Genomic DNA, 14,810 nt, shown 5'->3' with positions numbered 1-14,810 from the left:
CAACCCAACAAGGATACCCATGAGAAACGCCGCCCGCCCTCTTTCGATGCTCGCAATGGCCGTGTGCGCCACGCTTTCTCCGCTGCAGGTTTCCGCTCAACAAGCGCGTAGTCCGGCGGTCGTCGAGCATGTCGCGTGGTCGCGCAATGCCAACATCTACGAAGTCAACATCCGCCAGTACACGAAGGAAGGCACGTTCAAGGCCTTCGCCGCCCACCTGCCGCGCCTGCGCAAGATGGGCGTCGACATCCTGTGGCTGATGCCGGTCCACCCGATCGGCGCAAAGAACCGCAAGGGCAGTCTCGGCAGCTATTACGCGGTGCGCGACTACAAGGGCATCAATCCCGATTACGGCAGCATGGACGACTTCAAGCAACTGGTGCGGCAGGCGCACGGGCTCGGCATGCGGGTGATCATCGACTGGGTCGCCAACCACACGGCCTTCGACAACCCCTGGACCGTCGAGCACACGGACTGGTACCTGAAGAACGAGAAAGGCGAGATCTTTCCGGTCACCTATACCGAAGGGGCCGAACCGGAGTACTGGACCGACGTGACGGGCCTCGACTGGAAGCAGCCAGGCCTCTGGAAAGGCATGGCGGACGCGATGGCCTTCTGGGTGCGCGAGGCCGATATCGACGGCTTCCGCGCCGACGTGTCGGCCAAGGTGCCGCTCGCCTTCTGGGTGGAGACGCGCGCCGAGCTGGAGAAGATCAAGCCGGTGTTCATGCTGGCCGAAGCCTGGCAGCCCGACCAGCACCAAGCCTTCGACATGACCTACGGCTGGGATACGCTTGGCCTGTTCAAGGACATCGCCAAGGGCAAGGCCGATGCGCGTGCGCTGAAGGAGTTCCTGGCCCAGCCGAAGGTCGCCTATCCGGAATACGCCTACCGGATGCGCTTCACCAGCAACCATGACGAGAACTCCTGGCACGGCAGCGACAAGGAACACTACGGCCCGGCCTTCAAGGCGATGGCGGTGCTGGCGGCGACCTTGCCCGGCATGCCGCTGATTTATGGTGGGCAGGAAGCGGGCTTGCACAAGCGGCTGGAATTCTTCGAGAAAGATCCGATCGAGTGGAAGGATATTCCGTACGCATCCTTCTATGCGGGACTACTCAAGCTCAAGCATGACAATCCTGCGCTGTGGAACGGGCAGTACGGCGGCGCGGTGAAGGTGCTGGAGACGGGGAACGACAAGGTGTTCGCGTTCCGGCGCGAGAAGGATGGGAATGCGGTGGGCGTGACGGTCAACCTGAGCGGGGCGAAGCAGCAGTACTCCCTGCCGGGCAGCGCCGCGAAGCGGACCCTGGCGGCGTGGGATTACAAGATCGACGCCGCCAAGCCTAGCGCCGCAGCGCGCTGAACGCGGCCGGTTCCCACTCGCGCAAGGCGAGCAGCAAGCCGGTCCCCTTGCGCTGCGCCAGCGGCGCCGCCAGGCTCTCTTCGTGCAGCTGGGCGAAGCGCGTCCTCAGCTGCCGCAGCTCGGCGCGCAGCTTGGCTTGCGCGCTTTCGGTCAGCATGCCATGCGCGAAGTCGAGCGACTCCCCCGCCTGGGCGAAGGCCCCATCCAGGAAATCCGGCATCCCCTGTTCGCGGAAATAGCGCCGGATCGGCCCGTCGGCCAGCCAGTCGAAATCGCGCGCCACGTTCAGGCGGATGCGGTTTCCCGGCAGCAGCGTGATCAGCTGCAGCCGGTCCAGGCGCAGCAGGTGCTGCACGCACTCCGCCTCGCTCAGGCGGTACACGGCCTGCATCTCGGCCATGCTCCAGTGATTCAGCGCGCACACGGACACCAGCAGCAGCTTGGCGTCCGACACCAGCTCGCTTTCCTGCTCCGCGCTCAGGGTACGCAGGCGGCGCTGGCCGTCCTGGGCTTCCTGGGCCAGTTCGGCGAGGGTGAAGCCGAGCAGGTTGCAGACCTCGACCACGCGGTCCAGGGTGAACTGCTCGGTGGCGAACAGGCGCTTGACGCTGGGCTCGGACAGGCCGAGCGAGCGGGCGACGTCGCGGTAGGTCATGCCCTGCAGTTTAAGCTGGCGCTTCAGGGTATGGATCAGGAGGCTGATTTCGGACATGGCATCGGCCGCCACCGGCAGCACAAGAAATTATGCTCAGATGGTAACAGTCCGGCTTGCAGCCCGGCAACCTAGCCGTTCAGACAGGCACCGCCGCCAGCGCGACCGTATTCTTGCCCGAGCGCTTGGCTCCATACATGGCGTGGTCGGCGCGCGCCAGCCAGGCGTCCAGGTCGGGCGCATCGTCCGGCATGTGCACCGCGACGCCGATGCTGGCCCCGACGTGCACGGTGGCCTTGCGCAGGCGGAAGCCTTCCTGCACCCGGTCGAGCAGCTTGCGCGCAGTGTCTTCGGCATGGGCGTAGTCGGTCAGCATCTCCAGCACCACGACGAACTCGTCGCCGGCCAGGCGCGCCACCATGTCGGTCTTGCGCACGGCCAGGGCCAGGCGCGCGCCGAACTGGCACAGCAGCTCGTCGCCTTCTTCGTGGCCATAGGTGTCGTTGACCGCCTTGAAGCCATCCATGTCGATGAACAGCAGCGCCGCCGGGCGGCCGACGCGCTGGGCACGGCTCATCGCTTCCGGCAAGGTCTCCAGCAGGGCGCGCCGGTTCGGCAGGCCGGTGAGCACGTCGCGCAGCAGCAGGGCCTGCAGCTCGGCGGTGCGCTCGGCGACCGCCGCTTCCAGGCTTTCGTTCATGGCCAGCAGCGCGCGCCGGTTCTCGGCCTCGCTGCGCACCAGGTCGTGCAAGGTGCCCGACAGCACGGTCGCTTCGTGAAAGCCGTCCACCAGCGGAATCGGCGGCGCTTCTTCGCCTGCGGCGGTGGCTTGCGTAGCTGCTTCGATCGCCCGGCCCAGCTGGGCCATGGGGCGGCTCAGGCGGCGCGCCAGCAGGCCGGCCGCGAGCGCCAGCAGCAGCGCCAGCGCCGCGCTCCACATCAGCATGCGCTCCTGCAGCTGCCTGGCGCCTTCCATCGCCTTTTCCTCGACCTGGCGCACCAGCACCACCCAGCGCAGCGAGGCCGGATCGTTGGCCGCTCCGGTCTGGCTGTAGCCGGTGACATAGGTGCGGCCGTCAGGCCACTCCTCGCGCAGCGAACCGGTCTGGCCCTTGCGGGCGGCGTGCAGGCTGGCGGTCTCGATCTTTTGCTCGATCATCTCTGGCGGACCGAGCAGCACGGTGCCGTCGTCGCGCACCACGATGATCTCGGCCCCATAGGCGCGCAGGGCCGGCGTGAGCAGCTCGCGCGCGTGGCGGCGCGCCCATTCCCAGCTCAGGTGCATGCCGAGCACGCCTTGCAGCTTGCCGTCCATGCCGAACACGGGAGCGGACAGGTCGATGAAGCGCCACGGGTCGGTGCCGCGCGGAAGCAGGCCGTCGAGCAGTTTGGCCGGGTGATAATCGGAGGCCCGCACCCCATGCAGGCCGGCCTGGAACCAGGGCCGCGCCCCGACGTTCGCGCCTTCGAGCAGGGCTTTGGTGGAGGTCGTCACCGTGCCGTCGGCGGCGGCCATGCCGATCCAGGCATAGTCGGGGAAGGTGCGCTGCAGGCTTTCCAGCACGTCACGGGCCGAGGCCGGGTCACGCGCCTGCCGCAGCGCGGGGAGCGCCGCCAGCAGGCGGGCGTCGCCGGCGGCCTGCTCGACGATGCGGTTGAGCGAATCGCGCATTTGCCAGGACAGCTGCTGGAGGCGCAGCTCGGCTTCCATGCCGGCATGGCGCACCGCGAAGTGATTCACCAAGCTAAGCTGCAAGCCGACTGTCAATGCGACCGTGGTGCAGACGGCCAAGGTCATCAGCGTCGACAACCGTAACTTCTGGAACATACCCTTCATGGACCTGAGCAAACACTGTTGGAAGGGCTCGATGATACCCTCGGACAATGACAAATAAACCATGCGACGGGGAATCTTTCGTTTCCAGGCAGTCATTATGGGGTAAATGCAACACTCTCACGGATTTTCACAGTTCTCAGGCGCGAGGCGCTCGCAAGCGGGGGCCTATTTCACCCGAAATCAATCATTATTGGAGAGAAAATAATGCTACGCTTCTTCCAAGCATTGTTAACAAGGCGAGAATAATATGGCCAGCCACATGGACCGCTTTCAGGAAATGCAGATTTTCACCCGCATTGTCGAGCAGCGCAGCTTCAGCGCGGCGGCGGAAGACCTGCAACTGCCGCGCGCGACGGTTACGAATGCCATCAAGCGGCTGGAACAGCGCCTGGGCGCGCGACTGCTCGAACGGACCACCCGCGTGGTCGCGCCCACGCTGGACGGCCAGGCCTACTACGATCGCTGCGTGCGCCTGCTGGGCGACCTGGCCGAGATGGAAAGCGTATTTTCACGCACGGCGCCGGCGGGCCTGCTGCGCGTCAGCGTGCAGTCGACCCTGGCGCGCCACGTCGTCGCGCCCGCCCTGCCCGGTTTCCTGGCCCGCTACCCGGCGCTCGAACTGCAGATCAGCGAGGGCGACCGCCTCGTCGACCTGGTGCGCGAAGGGATCGATTGCGTGCTCCGTGTGGGCAATTTGCAGGACTCCTCGATGGTGGGCCTGTCGCTGGCCCAGCTGGAACAGGTGACCTGCGCCAGTCCCGAGTATGTCGCGCGTTTCGGCCGGCCGCAGCAGCTGGAAGACCTCGACCGGCACGAGGCGGTCAATTTCGTCTCCTCCGCCACCGGCCGTCCGTATCCGCTCGAGTTCATGCGCGACGGCGAGCTGCGCCAGCGCACCTTGCCGGGCTCGGTGACCGTGACGGGGGCGGACATGTACACCGCCTGCGCGATTGCCGGGCTAGGGATCGTGCAGGTGCCGCGCTACCGGATCGAAGCGGAGCTGCGTTCGGGCGGCCTGGAAGTGCTGCTGCCGGAACTGCCGCCGCCGACCTTGCCGGTGTCGGTGCTGTACCCGCAAAGCCGGCAGCTGTCGCCGCGGGTGCGGGTGTTTGTCGACTGGCTGAAGGGGGTGTTTGCCGGGTTCGAGCCGGCAAAGGCAGCACCTGCCGCTCATCCGCGACGTCGTCAAGATTTTCATTGACGAGCTTGCCAGCCCTCTTACACTTATTGTTAGCCCACGCACGTCGTCCCGGCGAAGGCCGGGACCCAAGTTTAGCGTCTCGACAGCTCGTAAAACTTGGGTTCCGGCCTTCGCCGGGAGTCGTAGGCGCCAGTGGCGCGTACGACGGTTTTGCGGGTAACCAAGTAAAAACGTAAGCGTCCCGCACGCCTTTCCACGCGTCGCACTACAAGGAGATACTCAATGCCCCAGCCCCGCCCCGACCTGCTGAAGCTATTAGCGGTCTACACTGCGCTCGCCCTACCCCTCGCCGCCTCGGCAGCGAACCAGCCGCTCGCCACCACCGACACCGGCAAGCTCGCAGGCGCAGTCCACAACGGCGTGGCAAGCTGGAAAGGCATCCCCTTCGCCGCCCCGCCGGTCGGCGCCCTGCGCTGGCGCCCTCCCCAACCCGCCGCCGCCTGGAACGGCGTGCGCCAGGCCACCGGCTACGGCGCCGACTGCATGCAACTCCCCTTCGCCAGCGACGCCGCCCCGCTCGGCACTGCGCCCAGCGAAGACTGCCTCTACCTGAACGTGTGGAAGCCCGCCAAGCCCGCTTCGGCGAAGCTGCCGGTGATCGTCTGGATCTACGGCGGCGGCTTCGTCAACGGCGGGTCCTCGCCGCCGACCTATGCGGGCGCGGCGCTGGCGAAACAGGGTGTCGTGCTGGTGAGTTTCAATTACCGCCTGGGACGCTTCGGCTTCTTCGCCCATCCCCAGCTCACCAGGGAAAGCGGCGACGGCGCCATGCTGGGCAACTACGGCCTCATGGACCAGCTGGCCGCGCTGCAATGGGTGAAACGCAACGTGGCAGCCTTCGGCGGCGATGCATCGAACGTGACGATCATCGGCGAATCGGCGGGCGGCATGGCCGTGAATACATTGCTCACCTCGCCCATGGCCCAGGGCCTGTTCGCCAGGGCGGTCGTGATGTCTGGCGGCGAAGGCAAGACGGTCGACCCGGGCCTCGCCTACGTCGAGCAGGTCGGGGTGAACTTCGCCACGGCCAAGGGCATCGCGAAGGACGACCCGCAGGCCCTGGCCAAACTGCGCGCCCTGGGCGCCGAGCAGGTGGTCGACGGCCTGAACCTGGCCAACCGCAAGGTCGAGGGTGCGCCCACTTACCTGGGCCCCTACGCCGACGGCAAGCTGGCGATCGAATCGGCCGCGGCCTTCGCCAGCGGACGCTTCCACAAGGTGCCGGTCATGATCGGCGCCACCAGCGCCGACATCGGCGGCAAGACCGGCTTCATGGTCGCCGGCGCGCGCAGCCTGGCGGCCACCCTGGCCGGCCAGGGCGTGCCGGTGTACGCCTACCGCTTCTCCTATGTCGCCGACGCCATCGGCAAGCCGGGCGCCGAGCACGCCACCGATATCCCCTATTTCTTCGATACGGTGGCGGTGAAATATGGCGCGCAGAGCACAAAGAAGGACGCCGCGATGGGCAAGGCGATCAGCGCCTACCTGGTGAACTTCGCGACCAAAGGCGATCCGAACGGGCGCGGCCTGCCGGCCTGGCCGCGCTACCGCCCGGCCACCGACGAGATCATGGATTTCGCCGGCAGCGGCAAGCCGGAACCGAAGAAGGATCCGTGGGGAGAAGAGATCGAGACGGCCAAGGCCGCCGCAGCGGCGCGCCTGGCCAGGTAAGCTCAGCTGCCGAAATAGCGGCCGGCGCGGTGCCAGGCCATGACCATGCTGCTCATGGCGATGGCGCTCAGGGCCGACCAGCCCACGCGCTCCGGCTCGACCATTGTCAGCGCTACCATGAGGATGACGCTGTCGATCATCACCTGCACGCGGCCCGCGTTGATCGCATACCGCTTCTGCATCCACAGGGTGAAGATGCCGGTGCCGCCCAGGCCGGCGCCATGGCGCGCCATGGCCAGGATGCCCATGCCGCAGAAGGTGCCGCCGCCCAGCGCCGCCACCATCGGGTCGACGTGGCCGATCGTCAGGCCATTGGGAATCAGCTTGAGCAAGGCCATGATCAGCGCGCTGCCGATCAGGGACTTGATGGTGAAGCGCGCACCCATGAACAGGTAGCCGAACAGGAAGAACGGCACATTGATCAAAAGGAACAGCAGGCCGACCGATTGCCCCGTCATGTAGGACGCAAGCAAGGCGATGCCGGCCACGCCGCCCGTGATCAGGCCGGCGGCCTGCAGCAGCAGGATGCCGGTGGCGGCGAACAGCACGCCCACGAACATGCCGTAGACATCGTCCAGCAGCGAGTGCGGCTTCACCTGGAATGCCGGCCCCGACTGCGAACCTCCACGCCTCATCACGCCCTGCGTCATTGCATTGCCTCCAGGCTGGCGGCCGGAGACGAGGCAGGCAGATTGGCAAGAGACAGAGCGAATGAGAGTGTGTGGGTCATCGGTGTGTGCAGTGTTCAAATCGGCGGCCCGGCCTATCCAGGGCGGGCCGCCATGACAAATTACTTGAATCCAGACCGTATTGCGGCCTACAGCCGCCATTATCGCTCATGTTGCACTGCAATGTAAGTGTGGGAAACCACAGTAACGCACAGTAGCAACGAGGCGGCAGCCGACGGGGCAGTACTAGCTGCGCAGCAGCCTCAGGATAGTGGCAATGTTGTAAGGCTTGGGCGCGAACAGGTAGCGCTTGCGGCGGTCGGCCAGGAGGGACGGCAGCGTATACCCCGAGGTCAGCACCACCTTGATATGGGGATAGCGCTCGTCGACCAGGTCCGCCAGGTCGAGTCCGTTGATGCCGGGCATCATGATGTCCGAGAACAAGGCATCGATATCGGTATTGTCCTGCAGCGCCTGCAGCGCTTCCTCGCCCGAATGGGCGACCACGACATCCAGGCCGTGCGAGCTCAGCAGGGCTTCGGCCAATTCGGCCAGGTCGTGCTGGTCGTCCACCACCAGCACCTTGCGCAGCAGCGCGCCCGGATCGGATGCGAAAGCATCCGGCTCCGCCGGCGTGCCGGACGGCGGCAGGCGGCGATCGTCCGTACTGAAGCGGCGCCGGACTGGGGTGCGGTACACGACATCTCCTGGGTGACAAATCAGCGCCTTCATTATCGCTCGGGAGTGCGCACGAGCACGCACGATTGCAGCGCGCCCGGGGCGAACTCAGGCCGGCCTGCGCAAGGGAATCCGGACAATGAACTCGCTGCCCTTGCCCACGCCTTCGCTGCGCACCTCCACCGTGCCCTGGTGCAGCGACACCAGTTCCCTGACCACCGCCAGGCCGATCCCCAGCCCTGCCCCGCGCTGGGCGTCGGTGCCTTCGGCCTGGGTGAACACGTCGAAGATCCTGGGCTGGATCTCGGCGGGAATGCCCTTGCCGTTGTCCTTGAGGTAGCAGACGAAGTGGGTCTGGTCCGCCGTCGCGGTGAGCCAGACGTCGCCGCCGGGATGGTTGTACTTGATCGCGTTGTTGATCAGGTTCACGAAAATCTGGTTGATGCGCCGGCTGTCGACCTCGATCTCGATCGGCACCGCGGGGAAAGACAAGTGAAAGCTGATCTGCTGGGCATGCGCCAGCCCGCGGCAGCTCTCGATCGCTTCGCTCAGCAGCACTTGCAGGTGGGTCTTTTCGTAGGCGATGCTCATCTTCCCGCTCTGCACGCGGGTCAGGTCGACCAGGTCTTCGATCAGCTTCTCGAGAAAGCCCAGCTGGCGGTCGATCACGGCCAGCGGCTGGCGGCTGCGCTCGGCGTCGCCGGAAAACATCTGCAGCAGCTGCTGGGCCGAACGCAGCGGCGACAGCGGGTTGCGCATCTCGTGCGCGATGGTGCCGATGAAAACGTCGCGCTCGGCCTGGCGGCTCACGTTTTCCTTCAGTTCGTTCTCGAGGTAGCGGGTACGGGCGCGCAGGTGGGTGGCGTCGCGGAAGATCTTGACGAAGCCGGTGACGCGGCCGTTCTCGTCGCGGTGCAGCGGCACGCTCACGCCGCTGGCCCAGAAGCAAGAGCCGTCGCGGCGCAGGTGCCAGCGCTCGTCCTCGCCCACCCCGACCAGGGCGGCGGTCTGGGCTTCGTGCTCGTCCAGCTTGCGTTCGCGGTCTTCGGGGACGAACAGGATGGCAGTCGTCTTGCCGATGACTTCGTCCGCAGTCCAGCCGGTGATGAAGGCCGCGCCTTGGTTCCAGCCGGTGATACGGAGCTCTGTGTCGTAGAACATTACGCCGTACTGCCTGGTCTTGACGAGCATCAGCTCGGAGAAGGCATCGGCATCGCGCTGGGTCCAGCAGGCGTCTGGGCGTGTCGGATCTGTGGGCATGGATTCGCTCGGAACGTAAATCTGCCGGAAGCGGCAGTCCGACCTGCCCTTGGGGTAGACCTTACCCGATGTGGGTGGCGGGAGATCTCATTATATTTTTACAAATAAATCCTCAGCGCACGACTGGCTGGGATTCCCAGATACGAACGCAGCCGCCAAGTCTGGCGGCTGCGCCCAATCTCTTGAGCCCTTGGCTTACTTGTACAGCACCTCCGGCAGCCACAGCCCGATCGCCGGGAAGGCATACAGCAGCACGATCCCCAGGATCTGCAAGCCCATGAATGGCAGCATGCCCAGGAAGATCTGGTTCAAGGTCACATGTGGCGGCGACACGCCCTTCAGGTAGAAGGCCGACATGGCGACCGGCGGCGACAGGAAGGCCGTCTGCAGGTTCATCGCCACCAGCAGGCCGAAGAACAGCGGATCGATGTTGAAGTGGGCCAGCAGCGGCACGAAGATCGGCATGAAGATGACGATGATCTCGGTCCATTCCAGCGGCCAGCCGAGCAGGAAAATCACCACCTGGGCCAGGATCATGAACTGCACCGGAGTCAGGTTCATGCCCAGCACCCAGGCGTTGATGATTTCCTGCCCGCCTAGCAGGGCGAAGGCCGCGGAGAAGATGCTCGAACCGACGAACAGCCAGCACACCATTGCGGTGGTCTTGGTGGCGAGGTGGGCGGATTCGCGCAACAGGCCGAAGTTGAAGCGGCGGTAGGCGATCGCCAGGATCAAGCCGCCGAACGCGCCCATCGCCGCCGCCTCGGTCGGCGTCGCCAGCCCGAACACGATGCTGCCGAGGACCGCCAGGATCATGATCGCCAGCGGGAACAAGGACCCGAGCAGCATCTTGAAGATCTCGAGGCGCGCGAAGCTGAAGAACAGGTAGAAGATGCCCAGCGCCACGACGCCGACCGCCAGCACGATCCAGTAGGTCTTCGACGCCGGCTTGGCGACCGGATCCGATGGCGCGGACGGCACTTCGGCGCCGGGCGCTTCGGGAACCCCTGCCGCGGCTGCCGCGACGGGCTGCTCCGACGGCGGCTCGGCCAGCTCGCCTTCCACCGGCGGCTCCTGCAGGCCGCCTTCGACCGGCGGCTCTTCCAGTCCCCCGGCGTCGGCGCTGGAGGAACTGTCGATATCCTGCTGGGCGCCCATCTCGACCAGTTCGGTGGGCGCGGCGTCCGGCGCAGTCACGATCCGGTAGCTCACACCCATGATGGCGGCGAAAGCCAGCGCCGGCAGCAAGGCGACGAACAGGTGCGACATCAGGGTGCGCGAGGGCACATCGGCGCCGCGCGGCCCCTTGATCGCACGCACCAGGCCGGGCACCGCCGACTTGTTGTACGCATTCGGAATTGTCTGCGTGAATGCCGGCAGCGCGACGATGCGCTCCTCGGCCGGCAGCGGCGGCGCGGCGGACGGCTTGAGCTTGGCGACGATCAGCACATAGGCCACATACAGGCTGGCCAGCATGATCCCAGGGAAGAAGGCGCCCGCATACAGCTTGACCACCGAGACCCCGGCCGTCGCGCCATACACGATCAGGAGCACCGAGGGCGGAATCAGGATGCCCAGGCAGCCGCCTGCCGTGATGCTGCCTGCCGACAGTTGGGTGCTGTAGCCGGCCTTGAGCATGGCCGGCAGCGCCAGCAGCCCCATGAGCGTGACGACCGCGCCGACGATGCCGGTGGCGGTGGCGAAGATCGCGCAGGTGACGATGGTGGCCACGGCCAGCGATCCGGGCACGCGCGCCATGGCCAGGTGCAGGCTCTTGAACAGTCGCTCGATCAGGTTGGCCCGCTCCACCAGGTAGCCCATGAAGATGAACAGCGGGATCGAGATCAGCACGTCGTTGGCCATCACCGAATAGGCGCGCTGCACCATCAGGTCGAGCGTGAGCTGGGTGGCGTTGGCGGGGTCGTTGCTGTGGAAGGCGAACCAGGCGAACATCACCCCCATGCCCATCAGGGTGAAGGCGGTGGGGAAGCCGAGCATGATGGCGACCACCACCAGCGCCAGCATCAGGAGGCCCAGGTGGCCGTTGGTCATGTCGGCGGGCGCCGGCATCAGGATGAACAGGCCGATCACGATCAGGACCAGGATCGAGAGGCCGAAGTAAATCTCTTTTCTCATGGCGCCTTCCCCTCTTCCATGTGGACGGACGCCTTTAGCTTGTCGACGTCGACTTCCTCGACATCGGCCTCGCGCGCGGGCCATTCGCCGTTGCGCAGGCAGATCACGCAGCGCACGATCTCGACGCAACCCTGCAGCAGGAGCAGGACGCCGGCGAAGGGGATGACCATCTTGAAGGGATAGAGCGGCGGACCGTTGGCGGTGAGCGTGGAGTGTTCGCGGATGGCGAAGGATTCCTCGGCATAGGTGTAGCCGGCCCAGACCAGGGCGACCACGCCGGGGATGAAGAAGACGAAGTACAGGATCAGGTCCAGGCCGGCCTGCAGGCGCGGCGGGAAGAAGCTGTACAGCACGTCGCCGCGCACATGGCCGTTCTTGGCCAGGGTATAGGCGCCGGCCATCATGAAGGCGGCGCCGTACATCATGATCATCAGGTCGAAGGCCCAGGGATTGGGCTTGTTCAGGGCATAGCGCGCGAACACTTCCCAGCTGATGAGGAAGGTGAGCGCGACGATCAGCCAGGAAAAGGCCTGGCCGACCCAGCTGCTGACCCGGTCGACGAAAAACAAAACTCTCTGCATGAAGCTGCTCCCGGTCGCGACAAACAGCCACCCGGCGTCTCGCGGGGTGACGCAAAAGCACTGCAAGGACATGAGGGCATCGCTAACCTCAGCCCGTCGTTCCGGCGTAGGCCGGAACCCAAGTTAAGCATCTCGATAGCTCACGCAGAACTTGGGTCCCGGCCTGCGCCGGTACGACGGTGCTACTGCTAACGAATCGCGCGTACTGGCGCGGACGTCTTACGCCTTCTTCGGCGCGGGAGCCTTGCGCCCGAAGTAGTGGTTGTAAGCCATGCGGCGCGGATTGTTGGTGTCCATGTCCCACTTCATCGCGCGTTCAGCGAAGGCGCGCATGGACGCCTCCACCTTCTTGAACAGCGGATTGTCCGCGCCCTTCTTGGCCACGACCTCGTCCCACACCGCCAGCTGGGTCTGCAGCACCGCGTCCGGGGTCTTGTAGAACTTGACGCCGTCCTTGGCCTGCATGTCGCGGTAGTCCTTGGAATAGCGGTCGACCGCCTTCCACGACATGTCGGCCGATGCCGCTTCGACCGCGTTCTCGATGATCGCCTTCAGCTTGGCCGGCAGCGCATCGTACTTGGTCTTGTTGAAGGTGATCTCGAACTGCTCGGAGCTCTGGTGGAAGCTTTGCAGCATGCAGATCTTGGAGACGTCCGGGAAGCCGAGCAGGCGGTCGGAGCTGGCGTTGTTGAATTCGGCGCCGTCCAGCAGGCCGCGGTCCATGGCCGGGACGATTTCGCCGCCTGGCAGAGCATTCACCGCCGCGCCCATGGCCGTGAACAGGTCGATCGCCAGGCCGTTGGTGCGGAACTTCAGGCCCTTGAGGTCTTCCTTCTTGGTGACCGGCTTCTTGAACCAGCCCAGCGGCTGGGTGGGCATCGGCCCGGTGAGGAAGGAAACGATGTTGGCGCCGATGCCTTTATAGAGTTCGGCCAGCAGCTCCTTGCCGCCGCCGTACTTGTGCCAGGCGAGCACCATGTTGGCGTCCATGCCGAAGGCCGGGCCCGAGGTCCACAGGGCGATGGCGGCCTGCTTGCCGTAGTTGTAGCCCATCACGCCGTGGCCGCCGTCGAGGGTGCCTTTGGAAACGGCGTCGAGCAGGCCGAAGGCCGGGACCACGGCGCCGGCGGGCAGCACCTCGATTTTCATTTCGCCGCCGGTCATGTCATTGACCTTCTTGGCGAAGTCCAGCGCGTATTCGTGGAAGATGTCCTTGCTTGGCCAGGTGCTCTGGAAGCGCATCTGCTTCGTCGTTTGTGCGGTTGCGATACTCGGGAACGCCAACGCGCCTGCGGCGGTGCCGGCGGCTGCGGTTCCCAGGAACTTCCTGCGGTTCGGTACTGCTTCCTTCAAATCTTTGTCGCCCTTCTTCATCGTATGTCTCCTGTCTAGTTATTGATTACGGACTGATACATGAAATGCACGGACTGAATCTGAATCGATGACACGCACAACGCTTGGCTCTGGGGACTCCTCCTTAATTAAATACTTTGAAACTATTTCTAGAATTCACGCGTTTCCTTACAGATTCCTTACTGCAAGGCTTGTTTCGATGTTACCGCTTTGTTGCAATAAGAGCTAGTTCCCTGGTATGCATGTTGGTTAGCCGCCTCATCGGGCCAGCAAGTGGGGTCCAATTTCCGCCACCGACTTCACGCCGGTGAGGACCATGTTGGTGCGCAAGTCCTTTTCCATGATGGCCAGCAGCTTCTCGACGCCGGCCTGGCCCTGCACCGCCAGGGCGTAGACGAAGGCGCGGCCGAGCAGCACGCCGTCGGCACCCAGGGCCAGCATGCGGAACACGTCGGTGCCGGTGCGCACGCCGCCATCGGCGAAGATGGTCATCTGCCCTTTCACCGCTTCGGCGATCGCCGGCAGCGCCTGGGCGCTGGACATGGCGCCGTCCAGCTGGCGGCCGCCGTGGTTCGAAACTACGATGCCGTCGGCCCCGAGCTTCAGCGCGTCGCGCGCGTCGTCCGGGTCGAGGATGCCCTTGATGATCAGCTTGCCCTGCCACTCGTCGCGGATCCACTGCAGGTCTTGCCAGGCGATGCCGGGGTCGAAGTTCTCGCCCAGCCAGCCGATGTAGTCGGCCAGGCCGGTGGCGTGACCGCGGTAGGTGGAGATGTTGCCGAGATCGTGGGGACGGCCGTGCAGGCCGACGTCCCAGGCCCAGCGCGGGTGCAGCATCGCCTGCAGCACGCGGCGCCAGGGGCCGTCGGGGCCGCTCATCCCGCTGTGGAGGTCGCGGTAGCGGTTGCCGGGGACGGGCATGTCGACCGTGAAGACCAGGTTGCGCGCGCCCAGCTCCCAGGCACGGCGCATCACGTCGCGCATGAAGGCGCGGTCTTTCAGGACGTAGAGCTGGAACCAGATTGGTTTGGAGGCCTGGGCGGCGACTTCGGACAGGGAGCAGACCGAGACGGTGGACTGGATGAAGGGGATGTGGCGGTGGCAGGCGGCGCGGACTGCCTGCACCTCGCCGCGGCGGGCATACATGCCGGCCAGGCCGACCGGGGCCAGCGCGATCGGGAGCTTGTAGCGCTCGCCGAACCATTCGGCGCTGACGTCTAATTGGTCGGAGCCGCGCAGGACGCGCTGGCGCAGCCTGACCGCCTGCAAGTCGTCCACGTTGGCGCGCAGGGTTTGTTCAGCGCCCGCGCCACCATCGAGATAATGGAACAGGAAGGGAGGCAGCTTACGTCGGGCTGCTTCGCGAAAATCCGTGGCGGAGGAGATGATCATGGCCTGGCGCTCGGT

12 protein-coding genes are annotated in these 14,810 nt (G+C 65.5%); 3 read left to right on the top strand and 9 right to left on the bottom strand.

Annotation, left to right across the window (positions count from 1 at the left end; all coding sequences use genetic code 11):
- Nucleotides 1-19: 19 nt before the first annotated feature.
- Nucleotides 20-1,366: an alpha-amylase family glycosyl hydrolase gene (locus J8847_RS16790; RefSeq protein WP_211525853.1), complete on the top strand. Its 1,347-nt coding sequence runs from the start codon at nucleotides 20-22 to the stop codon at nucleotides 1,364-1,366.
- On the opposite strand, the gene J8847_RS16785 is transcribed toward J8847_RS16790, so the two are convergent.
- Together J8847_RS16785 and J8847_RS16780 are read right to left on the bottom strand one after the other, a co-directional pair.
- Nucleotides 1,347-2,078 carry a helix-turn-helix transcriptional regulator gene (locus tag J8847_RS16785; RefSeq protein ID WP_211525852.1) on the bottom strand — a complete coding sequence of 244 codons (732 nt, stop codon included), beginning with the start codon at nucleotides 2,076-2,078 and terminating at the stop codon, nucleotides 1,347-1,349. The two genes, J8847_RS16790 and J8847_RS16785, sit on opposite strands and share 20 nt — an antisense overlap.
- Nucleotides 2,079-2,157: 79 nt before the next feature.
- Complete coding sequence (locus tag J8847_RS16780; protein ID WP_373999926.1) at nucleotides 2,158-3,759, bottom strand: diguanylate cyclase domain-containing protein; 1,602 nt, start codon at nucleotides 3,757-3,759, stop codon at nucleotides 2,158-2,160.
- Nucleotides 3,760-4,114: 355 nt separating this feature from the next.
- On the opposite strand from J8847_RS16780, the gene J8847_RS16775 reads away from it, so the two are divergent.
- Both J8847_RS16775 and J8847_RS16770 read left to right on the top strand, forming a co-directional pair.
- A complete protein-coding gene (locus J8847_RS16775; RefSeq protein WP_211525850.1) occupies nucleotides 4,115-5,056 on the top strand; it encodes a LysR family transcriptional regulator in 942 nt (313 codons plus the stop codon).
- Between the two features lie 222 nt (nucleotides 5,057-5,278).
- The gene (locus J8847_RS16770; protein ID WP_211525849.1) at nucleotides 5,279-6,727 is read left to right on the top strand and encodes a carboxylesterase/lipase family protein; all 1,449 of its coding nucleotides are present in this window, start codon (nucleotides 5,279-5,281) and stop codon (nucleotides 6,725-6,727) included.
- Nucleotides 6,728-6,729: 2 nt separating this feature from the next.
- Here J8847_RS16770 and J8847_RS16765 read toward each other — a convergent pair whose 3' ends face one another.
- The 7 genes from J8847_RS16765 to lldD all read right to left on the bottom strand — a co-directional run bounded on the left by J8847_RS16765 (nucleotide 6,730) and on the right by lldD (nucleotide 14,795).
- On the bottom strand, nucleotides 6,730-7,362 hold the full coding sequence (locus tag J8847_RS16765; protein WP_211525848.1) for a YitT family protein: 633 nt from the start codon (nucleotides 7,360-7,362) through the stop codon (nucleotides 6,730-6,732).
- Nucleotides 7,363-7,641: 279 nt separating this feature from the next.
- Nucleotides 7,642-8,094: a response regulator gene (locus tag J8847_RS16760; RefSeq protein WP_373999923.1), complete on the bottom strand. Its 453-nt coding sequence runs from the start codon at nucleotides 8,092-8,094 to the stop codon at nucleotides 7,642-7,644.
- 87 nt (nucleotides 8,095-8,181) lie between these two features.
- A complete protein-coding gene (locus tag J8847_RS16755) occupies nucleotides 8,182-9,333 on the bottom strand; it encodes a PAS domain-containing sensor histidine kinase (protein WP_211525846.1) in 1,152 nt (383 codons plus the stop codon).
- A gap of 195 nt (nucleotides 9,334-9,528) precedes the next feature.
- On the bottom strand, nucleotides 9,529-11,469 hold the full coding sequence (locus tag J8847_RS16750) for a TRAP transporter large permease subunit (protein ID WP_211525845.1): 1,941 nt from the start codon (nucleotides 11,467-11,469) through the stop codon (nucleotides 9,529-9,531).
- Nucleotides 11,466-12,050, bottom strand: a complete 585-nt coding sequence (locus J8847_RS16745) for a TRAP transporter small permease subunit (protein ID WP_211525844.1) — start codon at nucleotides 12,048-12,050, stop codon at nucleotides 11,466-11,468. The genes J8847_RS16750 and J8847_RS16745 overlap by 4 nt, the downstream gene beginning before the upstream one ends.
- 219 nt (nucleotides 12,051-12,269) lie before the next feature.
- Nucleotides 12,270-13,424, bottom strand: coding sequence for a TRAP transporter substrate-binding protein (locus J8847_RS16740; RefSeq protein WP_211525843.1), 1,155 nt, complete (start codon nucleotides 13,422-13,424; stop codon nucleotides 12,270-12,272).
- 237 nt (nucleotides 13,425-13,661) lie between these two features.
- Entirely contained in the window at nucleotides 13,662-14,795 is a 1,134-nt protein-coding gene (lldD, locus tag J8847_RS16735) for an FMN-dependent L-lactate dehydrogenase LldD (protein ID WP_211525842.1), read from the bottom strand.
- Between the last annotated feature and the right edge of the window lie 15 nt (nucleotides 14,796-14,810).

Source organism: Massilia sp. AB1 (assembly GCF_018119385.1).
Taxonomy (GTDB): Bacteria; Pseudomonadota; Gammaproteobacteria; order Burkholderiales; family Burkholderiaceae_D; genus Telluria.
The sequence above is the reverse complement of the archived record's forward strand: the minus strand, read 5'-3'. Positions and strand labels throughout refer to the sequence as shown.